The organism is Streptomyces sp. NBC_00631 (assembly GCF_045206895.1).
Classification (GTDB): Bacteria; Actinomycetota; Actinomycetes; order Streptomycetales; family Streptomycetaceae; genus Streptomyces.
The window spans coordinates 6,578,940-6,596,090 of sequence record NZ_CP107734.1; the positions used below are offsets into that span (position 1 = coordinate 6,578,940).

A 17,151-nucleotide genomic window follows, 5' to 3' on the forward strand; every position below is an offset into this window, starting at 1 on the left:
GCGCCGTCGTCACTGCACGCAGAACTCGTTGCCCTCCGGATCGGCCATCACGGTCCACGCCCCGGCGGGCTCCGAGACATGGCGTACCACGGTCGCGCCCAGCGCCTCCAGGCGTGCCACCTCGTCCGCCCGCTGCCCCTCGCCGGCGTGCAGGTCGATGTGGAGCCGGTTCTTGCCGGACCTCGCCTCCGGCACCCGCTGGAACAGCAGCCGCCTGCCCAGCCCGGTGCCGCGCTCCTCGTCGTACGGGTCGTCCGGGTGCCGTACGGCGATCAGGTCACGGAAGGCGGCACGGCCGTGGTACTCCAGGGTGGCCGCGCCCGGCAGTGCGCCCACTTCCAGCAGGTGTTCGACGAGCGCGCTGTTGTCCTCGGTCACGTAGTGCAGCGCGGCGGCCCAGAAGTCGGCCTGCGCGTGCGGGTCGCGGGCGTCGATGACGAGCTTCCAGTGCAGGGGTGCGGGCGTCTGCGTCATGGCGCCCACTTATAGCCGACGGCTGTGACGGTCACACCTGACTTGCGGGAGTCTCCGCCACCGGGGTCGCCGGCCGTGGTACGGGCGCCGCCGCGAGCACCCGGGCGGTCCGGCGGGCGGTGCGCAGCGCGTCCCAGGTGAGCAGGGCGAGGGCGAGCCAGACCAGGGCGAAGCCGGCCCAGCGCTCGGCGGGCATGGCCTCGTGGAAGTAGAGGATGCCGCAGAGGAACTGGAAGACCGGCGCCAGGTACTGCAGCAGGCCGAGCGTGGAGAGTGGGACGCGGATCGCGGCGGCGCCGAAGCAGACCAGCGGGACGGCGGTGACGATGCCCGTGGAGGCCAGCAGGGCCGCGTGCCCGGCGCCGTCGTCGAGGAAGCTGGACTCGCCGTGGCCGGCCAGCCACAGCAGATAGCCGAGTGCCGGCAGGAACTGGATCGCGGTCTCCGCCGCGAGTGACTCGATGCCGCCGAGGTTGACCTTCTTCTTGACGAGTCCGTAGGTGGCGAAGGAGAAGGCGAGGACGAGGGAGATCCACGGCGGCTGACCGTAGCCGACGGTCAGCACGGCGACGGCGGCGAAACCGACGCCCACCGCCGCCCACTGCGCGGGCCGCAGCCGTTCCTTCAGCAGGAGCACGCCCATGGCGATGGTGACGAGGGGGTTGATGAAGTAGCCCAGGGAGGCCTCGACCACGTGTCCGGCGTTCACCGACCAGATGTAGACGCCCCAGTTGACGGTGATCACGGCGGCGGCGACCGCCACCAGGGCCAGCCGCCGCGGCTGCCGCAGCAGTTCGCCCACCCAGGCCCAGCGCCGTACGAAGACGAGTGCGACGGCGACGAAGGCGAGGGACCACACCATCCGGTGGGCCAGGATCTCCACCGACCCGGCGGGCTTCAGCAGCGGCCAGAACAGGGGGACCAGCCCCCACATCCCGTAGGCCGCGAAGCCGTTCACCAGTCCTGTCCGCCGCTCACCCTTCGACATGTCCGCCACCGGCCCTCCTCACGCCCCGCTTCAGCACACCGCCGGGACGAAGGTAGCGCCGAGCACCCCGGTCTGTCATGGCCGTATCGGTATACGGTCCTGACAGGCCGGGGTGCTGTCTTCCGGGGGGCTTACTTGAGCGCGGCGGTGATCGCCTCGGAGATCGGGGAGGTCGGCCGGCCGGCCAGACGGGCGAGGTCGCCGGAGTCGACGACCAGCTCGCCCTTGGCGATCGACGCGTCGACGTCGACCAGAATCGCGGCGAACATCTCCGGCACGCCGGCGCCCGTCAGGATGCCCTGGAGCACCTCGCCGGGCACGGCGTTGTAGGCGATCTCCTTGCCGGTCTGCGCGCTCAGCTCGGCCGCGTACTCGGCGAAGCTCCAGGCGACATCGCCGCCCAGCTCGTACGTCTGGTTCTCGTGGCCCTCGCCGGTCAGCACGGCGACCGCGGCGGCCGCGTAGTCGGCGCGGGAGGCGGAGGAGACGCGGCCCTCACCGGCGGCCGCGACGACGGCGTCGTGCGCCAGGACCGGGGCGAGGTTCTCGGTGTAGTTCTCGTGGTACCAGCCGTTGCGCAGCAGGGTGTACGGCAGGCCGGAGGCGAGCAGGGCCTCCTCGGTGGCGCGGTGGTCGTCCACCAGCGACGCCTTCAGGCTGCCCGGGGCGCTGGTGTAGGCCAGCAGAGCCACGCCGGCCGCCTTGGCGGCGTCGATGACGACCTTGTGCTGGGCGGGGCGACCCTTGTCGAACTCGTTGCCGGAGATCAGCAGCACCTTGTCACCGGCGGCGAAGAGGCCGGCGAAGGTCTCGGGGGTGTTGTAGTCCGCGACGGCGATCCTCACGCCCCGGGCGGCGAAGTCGGCGGCCTTGGCCTCGTCGCGCACGACGGCGGTGATCTGCTCGGCCGGGACCTTCTCCAGCAGCTGCGCCACGACGTGACGGCCGAGGTGTCCGGTGGCTCCGGTGACAACGATGCTCATGGTGTGCGATCTCCTTGTGGGGTGCGGATGTCACTAACCCTAGGAGGTGCGCTAACCAAATGAAAGTACCCACTTTGAAGTAAGGTACTTGCATGACCGTAAGTACCCCGGAAGCCGGTCCCGCCGCCGCGAAGTACGTCGTCGGCGCGGAGATGTGCCCCTACCGCCTCGTCCTGGAGCACGTCACCAGCCGCTGGGGCGTCCTGGTCCTCATCCAGCTCCTGGACCGCCCCCACCGCTTCAGTGAGCTGCGACGCGCGATCGGCCGGGTCAGCGAGAAGATGCTCACCCAGACCCTCCAGACCCTGGAACGCGACGGCCTCGTCCACCGGGACGCCAAGCCCGTCATCCCGCCCCGCGTCGACTACTCCCTCACCGACCTCGGCGACGAGGCCGCCCGGCAGGTACGGGATCTGGCGCTGTGGACCGAGCGGCGGATGGCGGACGTGGAGCGGGCCCGGAAGGCGTACGACGACGCGAAGCGCGCCTGAGGGTCTGAAACCCGGCGCCCTGAGCCCTGAGGACGCGAGCGGGGCCCGGACGCACCGTCCGGGCCCCACCCTGTCCTCAGGGTCTCAGCCCACGACCGTCCAGGTGTCCCCGCCGGCCAGCAGCGCCGCCAGGTCGCCCTTGCCGTGCTGCTCCACGGCGGTGTCCAGCTGCTCGGACATCTGCACGTCGTAGACGGGCCGTGCCACCGAGCGGAAGACGCCGAGGGGCGTGTGGTGCAGGGTGTCGGGATCGGCCAGCCGGGACAGCGCGAAGGCCGTGGTGGGGGAGGGGGAGTGGGCGTCGTGGACGAGGATCTCGGACTCGTTGTCCGCGGTCACGTCGACCACCTTCAGGTCGCCGGTGAGCCGGTCGCGCACGACACCGCGCGAGCCGTCCGCGCCGAACCGGATGGGCTGCCCGTGCTCCAGGCGGATCACCGCTTCCTCGGCGGACTGCTTGTCCTTGAGGGCGTCGAAGGCGCCGTCGTTGAAGATGTTGCAGTTCTGGTAGATCTCGATCAGGGCAGTGCCCGGGTGGGCGGCGGCCGCGCGCAGCACTTCGGTGAGGTGCTTGCGGTCGGAGTCGATGGTGCGGGCGACGAAGGACGCCTCCGCGCCGATCGCCAGCGACACCGGGTTGAACGGGGCGTCCAGCGAACCCATCGGTGTCGACTTGGTGATTTTGCCGACCTCCGACGTCGGCGAGTACTGCCCCTTCGTCAACCCGTAGATGCGGTTGTTGAAGAGAAGGATCTTCAGGTTGACGTTGCGGCGCAGCGCGTGGATGAGGTGGTTGCCACCGATGGACAGCGCGTCACCGTCACCGGTCACCACCCACACGGACAGGTCCCGCCGGCTGGTGGCGAGCCCGGTCGCGATCGCGGGGGCGCGGCCGTGGATGGAGTGCATGCCGTACGTGTTCATGTAGTACGGGAAGCGGGACGAGCAGCCGATCCCGGAGACGAAGACGATGTTCTCCTTCGCCAGCCCCAGCTCGGGCATGAATCCCTGCACGGCCGCCAGGATCGCGTAGTCACCGCAGCCCGGGCACCAGCGCACCTCCTGATCGGACTTGAAGTCCTTCATGGACTGCTTCGCCTCGGCCTTGGGGACGAGTTGCAGCAGTCCGTCCGTGGCGTCGGTCATGGCGTCAGTCATGAATGGCCTCCTTGAGCGCCGTGGCGAGCTGCTCGGCCTTGAACGGCATGCCGTTGACCTGGTTGTACGAATGCGCGTCCACCAGGTACTTCGCCCGGACGAGGGTGGCGAGCTGACCAAGGTTCATCTCGGGGATCACCACCTTGTCGTAACCCTTCAGCACGGCGCCGAGATTCCGCGGGAACGGGTTGAGGTGACGCAGATGCGCCTGCGCGATCGGCTCCCCGGCCGCGCGCAGTCGCCGTACCGCCGCCGTGATCGGCCCGTACGTGGAGCCCCAGCCCAGCACCAGGGTCCTGGCGCCGTCCGGGTCGTCGACCTCGATGTCGGGGACGTCGATGCCGTCGATCTTGGCCTGCCGGGTGCGGACCATGAAGTCGTGGTTGGCCGGGTCGTAGGAGATGTTGCCCGTGCCGTCCTGCTTCTCGATGCCGCCGATGCGGTGTTCGAGGCCGGGCGTGCCGGGGACCGCCCATGGGCGGGCGAGGCTCTGCGGGTCGCGTTTGTACGGCCAGAAGACCTCGGTGCCGTCCTCCAGGGTGTGGTTGGGGCCGCTCGCGAACCGCACCCGCAGCTCGGGAAGCTCCTCCAGCTCCGGGATCCGCCAGGGCTCGCTGCCGTTGGCCAGGTAGCCGTCGGACAGCAGCATCACGGGGGTCCGGTAGGTCAGCGCGATCCGGGCCGCCTCCAGCGCCGCGTCGAAGCAGTCGGCCGGAGTCCTGGGGGCGATGACCGGGACCGGTGCCTCGCCGTTGCGGCCGTACATCGCCTGCAGCAGGTCGGCCTGCTCGGTCTTGGTCGGCAGCCCGGTGGACGGCCCGCCCCGCTGGATGTCGAGGACCAGCAGCGGCAGCTCCAGCGAGACCGCGAGCCCGACCGTCTCCGACTTCAGGGCCACCCCGGGACCGGAGGTCGTCGTCACGGCCAGCGAGCCGCCGAACGCCGCGCCCAGGGCCGCGCCGATGCCGGCGATCTCGTCCTCCGCCTGGAAGGTGCGCACCCCGAAGTTCTTGTGCTTGCTCAGCTCGTGCAGGATGTCGGAGGCCGGGGTGATCGGGTACGAGCCGAGGAACAGCGGCAGATCCGCCTGCCGGCTCGCGGCGACCAGGCCGTACGCCAGGGCCAGGTTCCCGGAGATGTTGCGGTAGGTGCCCACCGGGAACGCGGTGGTCGCCGGGGCGATCTCGTACGAGACCGCGAAGTCCTCGGTCGTCTCACCGAAGTTCCAGCCCGCCCGGAAGGCCGCCAGGTTGGCGTTCATGACCTCCGGCTTGCGGGCGAACTTCTGCTTCAGGAATCGCTCCGTGCCCTCGGTCGGCCGGTGGTACATCCACGACAGGAGGCCGAGCGCGAACATGTTCTTGCTGCGCTCGGCCTCCTTGCGGCTGAGGTCGAACTGCTTCAGTGCCTCCACGGTCAGCGTGGTCAACGGCACCGGATGGAGGCTGTAGCCGTCCAGCGACCCGTCCTCCAGGGGCGAGGTGCCGTAGCCGACCTTCTGCATCGCCCGTTTGGTGAACTCGTCCGTGTTGACGATGATCTCCGCGCCCCGCGGCAGATCCCCGATGTTCGCCTTCAACGCGGCCGGGTTCATCGCGACCAGTACGTTGGGCGCATCACCCGGCGTGAGGATGTCGTGGTCGGCGAAGTGCAACTGGAACGAGGAAACCCCCGGCAGAGTGCCTGCGGGGGCCCGGATCTCGGCCGGAAAATTGGGAAGGGTCGACAGATCATTACCGAAGGACGCGGTCTCCGATGTGAACCGGTCACCGGTGAGTTGCATACCGTCACCCGAGTCCCCCGCGAACCGGATGATCACCCGATCCAGGCGCCGGACGGCCTTCACACCGCCCGGCTTGCGCTGCTCTCCCACGACGGTTCCGTCGGCCTGTTCCGTTGTCCTGCTGACCTGGCTGGTCACTGAACTGGACCTCCTTCGAGGCGGCTGCCCGGGCGTGGTCGTCTCACGGACCATCCCGCAACCAACCCTACGTCGGTTAGGGTCGCCTTCCCGTGCCAGCTCGCATGCTGGACAGAGTTCCGAGACGACCTGTCGCCCTGACTTGTCATGATTTTCCCTCCCCCTGGCCGCCTTCCGGTGCCGACACGGTGCCGTCGGCCCGTCAGGAGTTCAGATACGTCAGAACGGCCAGAACGCGCCGGTGGTCACCGTCGCTCTGGGAGAGTCCGAGCTTGAGGAAAATGTTGCTGACATGCTTCTCGACGGCTCCGTCGCTCACGACCAGCTGCCGCGCGATCGCCGAGTTCGTCCGCCCCTCGGCCATCAGCCCCAGGACCTCCCGCTCCCGCGGGGTGAGGCCTGCAAGGACGTCCTGCTTACGACTCCGGCCCAGCAGCTGGGCGACGACCTCCGGATCGAGCGCCGTACCTCCCGCGGCGACCCGCACCACGGCGTCCACGAACTCCCGGACATCGGCGACCCGGTCCTTCAGCAGATACCCCACGCCCCGGCTGGAACCGGCCAGCAGTTCGGTGGCGTAACGCTCCTCCACGTACTGCGACAGCACCAGCACCCCGAGCCCCGGATGCGCCTTCCGCAGCCGTACGGCGGCCCGCACGCCCTCGTCGGTGTGCGTCGGCGGCATCCGCACATCCGCGACGACGACGTCCGGCAGCGCGTCCTGCCCGTCCAGTTCGGCGATGGTCTTGACCAGCGCCTCCGCATCCCCGACGCCCGCGACGACGTCATGCCCCCGGTCGGTCAACAGCCGGGTCAGCCCCTCCCGGAGCAGCACGGAATCCTCGGCGATGACCACCCGCACCCTGTCCTCCACGATCTCCCGGCCCCCCACACCCCGTCCGGCGTACATGCCTGCCCTGTCCGAAAGTCCAGCATTCCAGCATTCGGATCGGAGTGCGTGCGGGTAAGGAGAGGTACCGAACCAAATCAGGCCGCACGGTCCGCACCCCCCCTCCAGCCTGTCCGGCGTCCGAGGACGAGGCCGTTCAGGCCGAAGCGGGGGGACGAGGGCGGCAGGCCTCCGAGTGGGGGGTGCGGACACGGCGCGGGGGTAGGGGCGGCGGCGGGGGCGAGAGTCCGTCCTCAGCCACGCCAGGGCAGCTCCGCCGTCACCCGCGTAGGCCCACCCACCGGCGAGTCCACCACCAGGATCCCGTCGACCGCGTCCAGCCGCTCGGCGAGCCCCGCCAGCCCCGACCCCCGCGCCGTGTCCGCACCCCCCACCCCGTCGTCCACGACCTGCAGCATCAACCGGTCCGCACTTCGCCACACATCCACCGCCGCCCCACTCGCCCGCGCATGCTTGCTGATGTTCTGCAGCAACTCGGACACCGTGAAGTACGCGATCCCCTCGATCGCCGCCGCCGGCCGCTCCGTCAGGTCGACCTCCACCCGTACCGGCACCGAGCACCGCGAGCCCACCGCGGACAGGGCCGCGTCCAGCCCCCGGTCGGTCAGCACTGCCGGATGGATCCCGCGCGCCAGGTCCCGCAACTCCTGCAGCGCGGTCTTCACCTCACCGTGCGCCTCGTCCACCATCCGCGCCGCGGCCTGCGGATCCTCCCGCAGTTTCTCCTTCGCCAGCCCCAGATCCATGGCCAGCGCCACCAGCCGCGCCTGTGCCCCGTCGTGCAGATCCCGCTCGATCCGCCGCAGGTCGGCGGCTGCCGCGTCCACGACGATCCCCCGGTCCGACTCCAGCTCCACCACTCGCGACGCCAGCTTCGACGGCCCCAGCAGCCCCTGCACCATCACCCGGTCCACCAGCGTCAGCGCCCGTACGATCCACGGCGTGGCCAACGTGAACAGCAGCCCCACCAGCGCGGTCACGGTGATCTCGAACGGGTTGTCGAGGTAGACGCTGTGGTGCGCGTCGCCGTACAGCTGGAGCCCGCCCTGCCCGGCCCAGACCGGGAACACCCAGAACCACAGCGGATACGTCAGCAGGGCCCAGCCGTACGCCCAGAAGTTGAGGGCGACGACGAAGGAGAACATCGACCAGGGGAACTGCAGGACCGCGTACAGCAGATGACGCCAGGACGTGCCGCTCTTCAGTACCGCGCCGACCCAGGAGAAGAAACCCGGCTTGCGCATCCGCAGCGGCTCCGGGTCGGCCACCTCCAGCTTCAGCAGCCCACGCGCGCGTGCCCGTTCCAGCGCCCCGAAGCCACGGCAGCCGGCGAGGGCCACCGCCAGCAGCGGGATCCCGATGAAGGTCACCAGGAGACCGATGCCGAGGGACAGCATCGTCACGGTCCACACGAACAGCGTGACGCCGACCGGAAGACCCAGCAGGACATAGCCGAACTCGCGCCAACTGCGCCCCTCGAACGGCGCCCGCAGCACGGCCGGCACCCGATGGCGACGCTCACCGTACGGCTCGTGGCCGTATCCGTGGTCCTGCCCGTACCCGTACCCGTACTCGTGTCCGTATTCCGCGGCCATCGGCGCCGTCCCCTCCTGTCCTGTCCAGCCCTGCCTCATCGGCTGCACGGGCTTCACCGGCCTGTCCTGCCGTACCTCCACCCTGCTGCGCCGCAGGTCCACGGACCATGGAGTCCGTCGGCCTCTTGGAAGGGGGGTTTTCCCCACCCCCTTCCTGTTCCGCCCGTCCCGCTCCCCGGCTACGCCCGGTCGCGCCAGGGCAGCTCCGCGGTCACCGTCGTGGGGCCCCCGGCCGGTGAGTCCACGACGAACAGGCCGTCGACGGCGCCCAGCCGGTCCGCGAGCCCGCGCATCCCGGAGCCGCCGTCCAGACTCGCCCCGCCGCGCCCGTCGTCCCGCACCTGGATCAACAGCCGGTCGTCGGCCCGCCACACGTCCACCGCGGCGGTACGCGCCCCACTGTGCTTGCTGATGTTCTGCAGCAGCTCGGAGACGGTGAAGTAGGCGATGCCCTCGATCGCGGGCGCCGGTCTGGACGGCAGGTCGGCGGTCACCTGGACCGGTACCGTGCAGCGCGAGGCGACCGACGACAGCGCCGCGTCCAGCCCCCGGTCGGTCAGCACCGCCGGATGGATGCCCCGGGCGAGATCCCTGAGCTCCTGCAGCGCCAGCTTCACCTCGCCGTGCGCCTCCTCGACCATCGCGGCGGCCGCGTCGGGATCCTCCAGCAGCTTCTCCTTCGCCAGGCCCAGCCCCATCGCCAGATTGACGAGCCGGGCCTGCGCCCCGTCGTGCAGATCCCGCTCGATGCGCCGCAGGTCGGCGGCGGCCGTGTCGACGACCACCCCCCGGTCCGACTCCAGCTCGGCGATACGGCGCTCCAGCTCGTCGGAGGGCGACAGCAGCCCGCGCACCATCGCCCGGTCCACGTTCGCCAGCCCGCGCGCGATGAACGGCAGCACCGGCCACAGCACGAACAGCGAGGTCAGCGTGGTGCAGAAGGTGAGGATGCCCCACGGCAGCCGGATGAAGTCGTACAGCAGGGTCCGCCAGCCCACCGGGTCCTTCAGCGTCATCCACAGCCGCTGGGTGCCCGCGCCGCGCCTGGCCCACGGCAGCGGCGTCGGCTCCTCCACCCGGACCCCGAGCAACGCACGCGCGCGTGACCGCTCCAGCTTCCCCAGCTGCCGGGCGCCCAGCAGGGTCGCGGCGAGCAGGGGTATGCCGATCACCGTCAGCGTCAGTACACCGCTCACCCACACCGTCGTGGCGACATAGACGAAACCGAACAACGACATCGGCAGGTTCAGCAGGAGGTGCGCGATCTCCTTCCAGGTGTGACCGTCGTAGGCGAAGCGCACGGGTGGCAGTCGCTCGCGGTCTTCTCCGCGGTCGGCGAAGCTGAGGGATCGGGGTGCGGGTGCGGTCATATGCGCCAGCGTGCCGTGTGCCGTGGCGCGACGCCATGGAGTTCGCCGCCCGGCCCGCCCTGGGGAAAACCCCACCAGCCGGCCCCGGTCTCGTGTCTCCACCATGTCTCACCGTGTGACGGGCTGCTTACCCTGTCTTTATCAGGGCCTAGACTCCCGTGCGTACAGATCGTCGAATCAAGAGTTGACTGAGGTCACGGCACCGGGCCGGGTCGGGCCTGGGGTCTGTCGAGGGAATGAGGGACGGGCGATGCGGGAGACGGTGGGTGGTGAGCCGACCGTGGCCGTCGCGGCGGACTACTTCGCGTCCTACTCGGTCGTGGGACTGCTGGCGCTGGTCGGTGTGGTCTTCGTCGCCGTCGCCTTCGGTGCCGGCCGGCTGCTGCGCCCGGTGGTCCCCACCCCCGAGAAACTCCTCACCTACGAGTGCGGGGTCGACCCCGTGGGCGAGGGCTGGGCCCACACCCAGGTCCGCTACTACGTCTACGCCTTCCTCTACGTCATCTTCGCCGTCGACTCGATCTTCCTGTTCCCCTGGGCGACGGTCTTCGCCGCCCCCGGCTACGGCGCGACCACGCTCGTGGAGATGTTCATCTTCCTGGGCTTCCTCGCAGTCGGCCTGTTGTACGCATACAAGAAGGGCGTCCTGACATGGACGTGACGCCGTCGGAGCCCGTCCTGCTCCCCGAGCCGAAGAGGCTGGGCGCGCTCGCCCGCCTCGCCCCCGAGCCGATGAAGATCGTCCTCAACTGGGGACGCCGCTACTCGCTCTGGGTCTTCAACTTCGGCCTCGCCTGCTGTGCGATCGAGTTCATCGCCGCGTCGATGGCCCGCCACGACTTCATCCGCCTCGGCGTGATCCCCTTCGCGCCGGGCCCCCGCCAGGCCGACCTGATGGTGGTCTCGGGCACGGTCACGGACAAGATGGCCCCGGCGGTCAAGCGCCTGTACGAGCAGATGCCCGAACCGAAGTACGTCATCTCCTTCGGCGCCTGCTCGAACTGCGGCGGCCCCTACTGGGACTCCTACTCCGTCACCAAGGGCGTCGACCAGATCATCCCCGTCGACGTCTACGTCCCCGGCTGCCCGCCGCGCCCCGAGGCGCTCCTCCAGGGCATCCTCAAACTCCAGGAGAAGATCGCGGCGGAGTCCCTGGGCGAGCGCTACGGCACCTCTCGCCCGTCCGCCGCGGCCCTTCAGAGCGGCCTGGTCCGGCCCCCGGCACCCACGGCGAACGAGGGCGAAGGGGACCCGCGATGACGGCCCCGGTCGGCTGGCTCCCGGCCCCCGTCGAGGAACTCTTCGGCACGGACGCCACAGCCGACGAGTCCTACGGCGTGCTGACCGTCGACGTTCCTCCCTCCTCCTGGCTCGCCGCCCTGGAGATCGCCCGTACGACCCTCTCCTGCACCTACTTCGACTGGCTGAGCGCGGTCGACGAACCCGGCACCGGCTTCCGCGTCTCGACCCACGTCGTCGCCCTCGCCCCGGTCCGCCGCCTGCTCCTTCGTACGACCGTCCCGCACGCCGCCCCCGAACTCCCGTCCGCCGTCGGCGTCTACGCGGGCGCCCGCTGGCACGAACGCGAGACCCACGAGATGTTCGGCGTCCGCTTCACCGGACACCCCGGCCTCGACCACCTCCTCCTCCCGGAAACCTTCGAAGGCCACCCCCTGCGCAAGGACTTCGTCCTCGCCGCCCGCGTCGCCAAGGCCTGGCCCGGCGCCAAGGAACCGGGCGAGTCCGACCACGGCGGCCCCAAGCGCCGCCAGATGCTTCCCCCAGGCGTCCCTGACCCCAACGAGTGGGGCCCCCTCAAAGGCCAACTCCCGCCCGCCCCCGCCCGCCCCACCCGCACCGCGACCGCCCGCCCGGCCGGCGACCGCCCGGTACGCCGCACCCGCACGGCCGCGGAGGGCTCCGCGAGCCAGGCGTCCGGGGCGGCCGAGGCGACCCCGACCGCGGAGGGTGCGGAGGACGCGGCAGGCGCACCGGCCGTTCCACGCCGGGCACGGAGTGCGAGTGAGGGATCCGCCTCGCAGCGGACAGCCTCCGGTGCGGAAGAAGCACCCGCCGGAGAGCCCGCCGCGGAAGCCGCCGGCGCACAGGCGACCACTCCCGCTCCCGCGACAGGGCCGTCGGCTGCTCCGCGAGGGCCGCGCCGGTCACGTACGGCCTCGGGCGGCTCCGCTTCACAGCATGCGCAGGAGACGGACACGCCGGTGGTACCGGCCACCCCGGGCCGCCCCGCGACCCCCCGCGGCTCGGACGCGCCGTGGCACCACGCCCGTCCGGCCTTCGACGAACCGGAGGCGGGGACGCCACGCGAGACGTCGGCCGACTCGACCGAGGTGGCCGAGGCCGGGACCGGGGCCAAGGCCGAAGAGCCGGGTACGGGGGAGCCGACGGCACCGGAGCCGGCCGCGTCGGGCCCTGCCGCTTCCCAGCAGCCCGAACCGGATCCTGTCGAGCCTCAGGCGCCGGAGGACTCCGGCCCACAGCCAACCTCGGAGGATGTGGCTTCCGAGGTCCCGACCCCCGAAGCCCACCCCGCCAAGGCCCCGCCCGACCCCCAGGCCCCGGCTCCCGACCACGCCGCCCCCGACGACGCTCCCCACGACGACTCCCCAGGAGGCCCGCAGTGAACGACGCTCTGGACGTCGCCCTGCGACTCCTCGTCGTGTTCGTCGTCTTCCTCACCTTCCCTCTGATCGTCGGTCAGACCGAGCACAAGGTGATGGCCCACATGCAGGGCCGCCTCGGCCCGATGTACGCCGGTGGCTTCCACGGCTGGGCCCAGCTGATCGCCGACGGCGTGAAGTTCGCGCAGAAGGAGGACGTGGTCCCGGCGGGCGCGGACCGCCGTGTCTTCCAGCTGGCCCCCGCGGTGGCCCTCCTCCCGTATCTGCTCGTGCTGCTCGCCATCCCGATCGGGCCCGGTGAGGGCGCGGTGGGCCAGGTCCTGGACGCGGGTGTGTTCTTCGTGCTGGCCGTGATGGGCGTCGGCGTCCTCGGCTCGCTCATGGCCGGCTGGGCCAGCGCCAACAAGTTCTCCCTCCTCGGCGGTCTGCGTACCGCCGCCCAGCTCCTCGCCTACGAACTTCCGATGCTGCTCGCCGCCGCCTCCGTGGCGATGGCGGCGGGCACCGTCTCCCTGCCGGGCATCGTCGCCTCCTTCCACTGGTGGTGGCTGCCCTGGCAGATCACCGGCGGCCTGGTCTTCTTCACCGCCGGCCTCGCGGAACTCCAACGGCCCCCGTTCGACATGCCGGTCGCCGACTCGGAGATCATCTTCGGCGCGTACACCGAGTACACCGGCCTGCGCTTCGCCCTGTTCCTGCTCGCCGAGTACGCCGGGATCGTCGTCCTGTGCGGCCTGACCACCGTCCTCTTCCTCGGTGGCTGGCATGGTCCGTGGGGCGCCGACGGCCTCGGCTGGCTGTGGACCCTCCTGAAGACCGCGCTCCTCGCCTTCGTCGTGATCTGGCTCCGCGTGACCTATCCCCGGCTGCGCGAGGACCAGTTGCAGAAGTTCTCCTGGACTCTCCTCGTCCCCCTTTCTCTCGCCCAGATCGCCCTCACCGGCATCGTCAAGGTGGTGATCTCCTAGTGGCCCCCATCCCTGGCTCCGGCCTCGCCAAGGGCCTGGCCGTCACCCTGCGCACGATGACCCGGAAGTCGGTCACCGAGCAGTACCCGGACGCCCTTCCCGATCTCCCGCCCCGCACCCGGGGTGTGATCGGCCTGTTCGAGGAGAACTGCACGGTCTGCATGCTCTGCGCCCGTGAGTGCCCCGACTGGTGCATCTACATCGACTCCCACAAGGAGACCGTCCCGCCGGTGGCCCCGGGCGGCCGCGAACGCAGCCGCAACGTCCTGGACCGCTTCGCCATCGACTTCTCCCTGTGCATGTACTGCGGTATCTGCATCGAGGTCTGTCCTTTCGACGCGCTGTTCTGGTCACCGGAGTTCGAGTACGCCGAGACCGACATCCGCGAACTCACCCATGAACGCGACAAGCTGCGCGAGTGGATGTGGACGGTCCCGGCCCCGCCCGCCCTCGACCCCGGCGCGGAGGAACCGAAGGAGATCGCCGCCGCCCGTAAGACCGCCGAGAAGCTCGCGGCCGCCCAGGCCGAGCCGGTCACCGACCGAACCGAGCCGGGGGAGGGGGAAGCGTGAGCTCGCTCGCCCAAGCGCCGCAGGGCTTCCTGTCCCCGACCGGCGTGGAGATCGCCTTCCTCCTCGTCGGCCTGGTCACCTTCGGCGCTGCCCTCGTCACCGTCACCACCCGCCAGCTGGTGCACGCCGCACTGTGGCTCGTGGTCGCCCTCGGCGGGCTCGCCGTCGAATACCTGCTGCTCACCGCAGAGTTCATCGCCTGGGTGCAGGTCCTCATCTATGTGGGTTCCGTCGTCGTCCTCCTGCTCTTCGGTCTGATGCTCACCAAGGCCCCGATCGGCCGCTCCCCGGACGCCGACTCCGGAAACCGCTGGGTCGCGCTGGCCGTCGCCGTCGTCGCCGCGGCCGCTCTGGTCTGGGTGGTCGTGGACGCCTTCCGCACCACCTGGATCGACCTGGACGGCGCCGCCGCCGGCTCGACGAAGGTCACCGGCGCGAGCCTCTTCCAGAACTGGGTCCTGCCCTTCGAGGCCCTCTCCGTCCTCCTCCTCGCGGCCCTGGTCGGAGCGATCGTCCTGTCCCGGAAGGCGAAGGCGGAGTCGGCCCCGCCCCCTGTGAACGGCCGGACCGTCACGCAGAGTTCCCCATCCGTCACAGGTTCCGGGATTCACCCGATCGAGCAAGAGGCCGAGCAAGAGGCCGGGCAGGAACCCGGGCCGGCATCCACGCAGGGATCCGAGCAGCAGTCCGAGCAGGAAGGCGCCCGCTGATGCACCTCGCCTATCCCGCCGTTCTCTCCGCGCTCCTCTTCTGCACCGGCCTGTACGGCGTCCTCGCCCGTCGCAACGCGATCCTGGTCCTGATGTCCGTCGAGCTGATGCTCAACGCCGTCAACCTCAACCTCGTCGCCTTCGACGTCTGGCTGAGCAAGGCCGCCCGGGACACCCTGCACTCCGGTCAGGCCCTCACCCTGTTCACCATCGCCATCGCCGCCGCCGAGATCGGCATCGGCCTGGCGATCGTCCTCGCCGTCCACCGCAGCCGCGGCACCTCCGACATCGACCGGCTCCGCGAAACCGCCGAGGGCCACGAGGACGGCACGCCCACGGACGGGACGGCCGACGAGAAGGCTGAGGCCACCGCGTGACCACGACCACCCTCGCCGTCCTCGTCCCCCTCCTGCCGTTCCTCGGCGCCGTCGCCGGTCTGCTTCTGGGACGCGCCGCCCCCGGATTCGTCCGCCCGCTCGCGGTCCTGCCGACGCTCGCCGCGCTGGCTCTCGCCTGCACGGTCGCCGCCGACCAGGGCGGCAGCCGCGCCATGGACGCCCACACCGAGCTCACCCCGACCGGCTCGGTCCCCATCGAACTCGCCCTGTACATCGACGGCTTCGCCGCCCTCGTCGCCGTCCTGGTCGCCTTCGTCGCCACCTGCGTGCAGATCTACTCGACCGGCTACCTGCGCGACGACCCGCGCTACCCGTCGTACGCCGCCCTCGTCTCCCTGTTCACTTCCGCGATGCTGCTGGTCGTCTACTCCGGCGACCTGATCGTGCTGCTCGTCGGCTGGGAGGTCATGGGCATCTGCTCCTACTTCCTGGTCGGCCACTACTGGGAGACCCCCGAGGCGCGCGCCGCCTCGATCAAGGCCTTCCTGGTCACCAAGCTCGGCGACGTGCCGTTCCTGATCGGCCTGTTCGCACTCGCCACCGACGCCGGGTCCTTCCGTATCACCACGGTCCTGGGCACCGTCGCGCACGGCGGGCTGCACCATCCCACCCTGGTCGGCCTGCTGCTCCTGTGCGGTGTGGCCGGCAAGTCCGCGCAGTTCCCGCTGCACACCTGGCTCCCCGACGCCATGGCCGGCCCGACCCCGGTCTCCGCGCTGATCCACGCCGCGACGATGGTCGCCGCCGGTGTCTACTTCGTCGCCCGTCTCCTTCCGGTCTTCGAGGCCAGCGCGGCCGTGATGGTCGTCCTCGCCGTCATGGGCGCCGTCACGATGGTCGGCTCGGCCCTCGCCGCGCTGGCCCAGGACGACATCAAGCGCGTCCTCGCCTACTCGACGATCGGTCAGCTCGGCTACATGACGGGCGCCCTCGCCGTCGGCGACCGCGGTGCCGCCGTCTTCCACCTCCTGTCCCACGGCGCCTTCAAGGCGCTGCTGTTCCTCGCGGCCGGCGTGATCATCCACGCTGCCGGCACCAACTCGCTGGCCGTCATGTCCCGGACCTCCGGCCTGCGCGACCGCGTCCCGGACGCCTACTGGACGATGACCGTGGCCCTGCTCGCGCTCGCCGCGATCCCTCCCTTCAGCGGCTTCTTCTCCAAGGAGTCCGTCCTCGGAGCCGCCGAACACGTCGCCACCGGTCACACCGCGCAGGCCCCCGGCAGCGCCGGCTGGATCGTCCTCGTCGCAGGCCTGGCCACCGCCCTGCTCACCGCCGCGTACGCGACCCGGCTGTGGCTGCTGGCCTTCCGGGGCCGCGGGGCCGAGGCGGCCGACCACGGCAGGCAGCCGCTGTCCATGACCGTGGTCCTGTGGGTGCTGGCCGTGCCGTCCCTCGCGTTCGGCGGGTTCGCCTACCGCTCGCTGCCCGGCTGGTTCGACGGCCGCGCCCTCACCCCGACCCTCACCACTTCGGTCCTCGGCACCGGCCTCGCGCTCGTCGGCGCACTCGCCACCTACGGCGCCTGGCAGCGCACCAGAATGCTGGCCGCCCGCGCCCCGCTGGGCGCCGTCGCCGCCCACCCGGAGGGCGACGCGGGACTGGTCGAGGCCGAGGCCATCGCCGCCCACGAACCCGCGTTCGGCGACGTGGCCTACGCACCCGACCCGGCGGACCCCGGCCGGCTGATGCTGGGCCCGCTGCACCGGCACGCGGCCGAAGGCTTCCATCTGGACGCCGTGTACGACACCCTCTTCGTCCGCCCGGTGCTGGCCGCGGCGAGCCTCGTCCAGTTCCTCGACCGCGAGGTCGTCGACACCTACGTGCGCGGGGCGGGCGCTCTGCCCCGCCTGCTCGGCGCCGCCGTACGGCGAGCCCAGACCGGCAACGTGCAGACCTATGTGAGCGCGCTGCTCGCCGGCACCGTCGTCCTGGCGGTCGCCGTCCTCCTCGTCGCCACGGGAGCGTGAG

Annotated in this window: 17 protein-coding genes; 9 read left to right on the forward strand and 8 right to left on the reverse strand. The window is 70.9% G+C overall.

From position 1 onward, the window contains the following. Positions 1 to 9: 9 nt before the first annotated feature. From OHB00_RS30220 to OHB00_RS30230, 3 genes are all read right to left on the reverse strand, one after another. Complete coding sequence (locus OHB00_RS30220; protein ID WP_406439361.1) at positions 10 to 474, reverse strand: VOC family protein; 465 nt, start codon at positions 472 to 474, stop codon at positions 10 to 12. A gap of 31 nt (positions 475 to 505) precedes the next feature. Then, a complete protein-coding gene (gene rarD / locus OHB00_RS30225) occupies positions 506 to 1,462 on the reverse strand; it encodes an EamA family transporter RarD (RefSeq protein WP_406446050.1) in 957 nt (318 codons plus the stop codon). Positions 1,463 to 1,593: 131 nt separating this feature from the next. Beyond that, positions 1,594 to 2,445 (reverse strand): SDR family oxidoreductase, encoded by an 852-nt coding sequence (locus OHB00_RS30230; RefSeq protein ID WP_406439362.1) that lies wholly within the window; start codon positions 2,443 to 2,445, stop codon positions 1,594 to 1,596. A 92-nt stretch (positions 2,446 to 2,537) separates the two neighbouring features. Between OHB00_RS30230 and OHB00_RS30235 the strand changes: the two genes are divergently transcribed. Then, positions 2,538 to 2,936, forward strand: a complete 399-nt coding sequence (locus OHB00_RS30235; RefSeq protein ID WP_406439364.1) for a winged helix-turn-helix transcriptional regulator — start codon at positions 2,538 to 2,540, stop codon at positions 2,934 to 2,936. 84 nt (positions 2,937 to 3,020) lie between these two features. Here the strand turns inward: OHB00_RS30235 and OHB00_RS30240 are convergent, their stop codons facing one another. The 5 genes from OHB00_RS30240 to OHB00_RS30260 form a co-directional block, all read right to left on the reverse strand. Next, positions 3,021 to 4,082 carry a 2-oxoacid:ferredoxin oxidoreductase subunit beta gene (locus OHB00_RS30240; protein WP_406446052.1) on the reverse strand — a complete coding sequence of 354 codons (1,062 nt, stop codon included), beginning with the start codon at positions 4,080 to 4,082 and terminating at the stop codon, positions 3,021 to 3,023. Positions 4,083 to 4,086: 4 nt separating this feature from the next. Next, a complete protein-coding gene (locus OHB00_RS30245; protein WP_406439365.1) occupies positions 4,087 to 6,015 on the reverse strand; it encodes a 2-oxoacid:acceptor oxidoreductase subunit alpha in 1,929 nt (642 codons plus the stop codon). Positions 6,016 to 6,217: 202 nt separating this feature from the next. Next, positions 6,218 to 6,925, reverse strand: coding sequence for a LuxR C-terminal-related transcriptional regulator (locus tag OHB00_RS30250; protein WP_406439367.1), 708 nt, complete (start codon positions 6,923 to 6,925; stop codon positions 6,218 to 6,220). A gap of 233 nt (positions 6,926 to 7,158) precedes the next feature. Next, a complete protein-coding gene (locus OHB00_RS30255; protein WP_406439369.1) occupies positions 7,159 to 8,520 on the reverse strand; it encodes a sensor histidine kinase in 1,362 nt (453 codons plus the stop codon). Between the two features lie 179 nt (positions 8,521 to 8,699). After that, positions 8,700 to 9,890 carry a sensor histidine kinase gene (locus OHB00_RS30260; protein WP_406439371.1) on the reverse strand — a complete coding sequence of 397 codons (1,191 nt, stop codon included), beginning with the start codon at positions 9,888 to 9,890 and terminating at the stop codon, positions 8,700 to 8,702. Between the two features lie 250 nt (positions 9,891 to 10,140). On the opposite strand from OHB00_RS30260, the gene OHB00_RS30265 reads away from it, so the two are divergent. Genes OHB00_RS30265 through OHB00_RS30300 form a run of 8 tightly spaced genes read left to right on the forward strand, consistent with a single transcriptional unit; the run spans position 10,141 to position 17,150 of the window. Continuing rightward, a complete protein-coding gene (locus OHB00_RS30265; protein ID WP_406439373.1) occupies positions 10,141 to 10,551 on the forward strand; it encodes an NADH-quinone oxidoreductase subunit A in 411 nt (136 codons plus the stop codon). Further along, positions 10,542 to 11,150: an NADH-quinone oxidoreductase subunit B gene (locus tag OHB00_RS30270; protein ID WP_406439375.1), complete on the forward strand. Its 609-nt coding sequence runs from the start codon at positions 10,542 to 10,544 to the stop codon at positions 11,148 to 11,150. The genes OHB00_RS30265 and OHB00_RS30270 overlap by 10 nt, the downstream gene beginning before the upstream one ends. Further along, a complete protein-coding gene (locus OHB00_RS30275; RefSeq protein ID WP_406439377.1) occupies positions 11,147 to 12,535 on the forward strand; it encodes an NADH-quinone oxidoreductase subunit C in 1,389 nt (462 codons plus the stop codon). The genes OHB00_RS30270 and OHB00_RS30275 overlap by 4 nt, the downstream gene beginning before the upstream one ends. Beyond that, the gene (locus OHB00_RS30280; protein WP_406439378.1) at positions 12,532 to 13,500 is read left to right on the forward strand and encodes an NADH-quinone oxidoreductase subunit H; all 969 of its coding nucleotides are present in this window, start codon (positions 12,532 to 12,534) and stop codon (positions 13,498 to 13,500) included. The genes OHB00_RS30275 and OHB00_RS30280 overlap by 4 nt, the downstream gene beginning before the upstream one ends. Beyond that, positions 13,500 to 14,072, forward strand: coding sequence for a NuoI/complex I 23 kDa subunit family protein (locus OHB00_RS30285; protein WP_406439380.1), 573 nt, complete (start codon positions 13,500 to 13,502; stop codon positions 14,070 to 14,072). Before OHB00_RS30280 ends, OHB00_RS30285 begins: the two co-directional genes overlap by 1 nt. After that, entirely contained in the window at positions 14,069 to 14,782 is a 714-nt protein-coding gene (locus OHB00_RS30290; protein WP_406439382.1) for an NADH-quinone oxidoreductase subunit J, read from the forward strand. The genes OHB00_RS30285 and OHB00_RS30290 overlap by 4 nt, the downstream gene beginning before the upstream one ends. Further along, complete coding sequence (nuoK, locus tag OHB00_RS30295; protein ID WP_406439384.1) at positions 14,782 to 15,159, forward strand: NADH-quinone oxidoreductase subunit NuoK; 378 nt, start codon at positions 14,782 to 14,784, stop codon at positions 15,157 to 15,159. Before OHB00_RS30290 ends, nuoK begins: the two co-directional genes overlap by 1 nt. Next, positions 15,156 to 17,150, forward strand: a complete 1,995-nt coding sequence (locus tag OHB00_RS30300; RefSeq protein ID WP_406439386.1) for an NADH-quinone oxidoreductase subunit L — start codon at positions 15,156 to 15,158, stop codon at positions 17,148 to 17,150. Before nuoK ends, OHB00_RS30300 begins: the two co-directional genes overlap by 4 nt. The last annotated feature ends 1 nt before the right edge of the window (position 17,151 follow it).

Bases quoted from the DNA above. Each gene is read 5' to 3' on its own strand.
- OHB00_RS30220 (WP_406439361.1), bottom strand. From the start codon at position 474: ATGACGCAGACGCCCGCACCCCTGCACTGGAAGCTCGTCATCGACGCC.
- rarD (WP_406446050.1), bottom strand. From the start codon at position 1,462: ATGTCGAAGGGTGAGCGGCGGACAGGACTGGTGAACGGCTTCGCGGCC.
- OHB00_RS30230 (WP_406439362.1), bottom strand. From the start codon at position 2,445: ATGAGCATCGTTGTCACCGGAGCCACCGGACACCTCGGCCGTCACGTC.
- OHB00_RS30235 (WP_406439364.1), top strand. From the start codon at position 2,538: ATGACCGTAAGTACCCCGGAAGCCGGTCCCGCCGCCGCGAAGTACGTC.
- OHB00_RS30240 (WP_406446052.1), bottom strand. From the start codon at position 4,082: ATGACCGACGCCACGGACGGACTGCTGCAACTCGTCCCCAAGGCCGAG.
- OHB00_RS30250 (WP_406439367.1), bottom strand. From the start codon at position 6,925: ATGTACGCCGGACGGGGTGTGGGGGGCCGGGAGATCGTGGAGGACAGG.
- OHB00_RS30255 (WP_406439369.1), bottom strand. From the start codon at position 8,520: ATGGCCGCGGAATACGGACACGAGTACGGGTACGGGTACGGGCAGGAC.
- OHB00_RS30260 (WP_406439371.1), bottom strand. From the start codon at position 9,890: ATGACCGCACCCGCACCCCGATCCCTCAGCTTCGCCGACCGCGGAGAA.
- OHB00_RS30265 (WP_406439373.1), top strand. From the start codon at position 10,141: ATGCGGGAGACGGTGGGTGGTGAGCCGACCGTGGCCGTCGCGGCGGAC.
- OHB00_RS30270 (WP_406439375.1), top strand. From the start codon at position 10,542: ATGGACGTGACGCCGTCGGAGCCCGTCCTGCTCCCCGAGCCGAAGAGG.
- OHB00_RS30275 (WP_406439377.1), top strand. From the start codon at position 11,147: ATGACGGCCCCGGTCGGCTGGCTCCCGGCCCCCGTCGAGGAACTCTTC.
- nuoK (WP_406439384.1), top strand. From the start codon at position 14,782: ATGCACCTCGCCTATCCCGCCGTTCTCTCCGCGCTCCTCTTCTGCACC.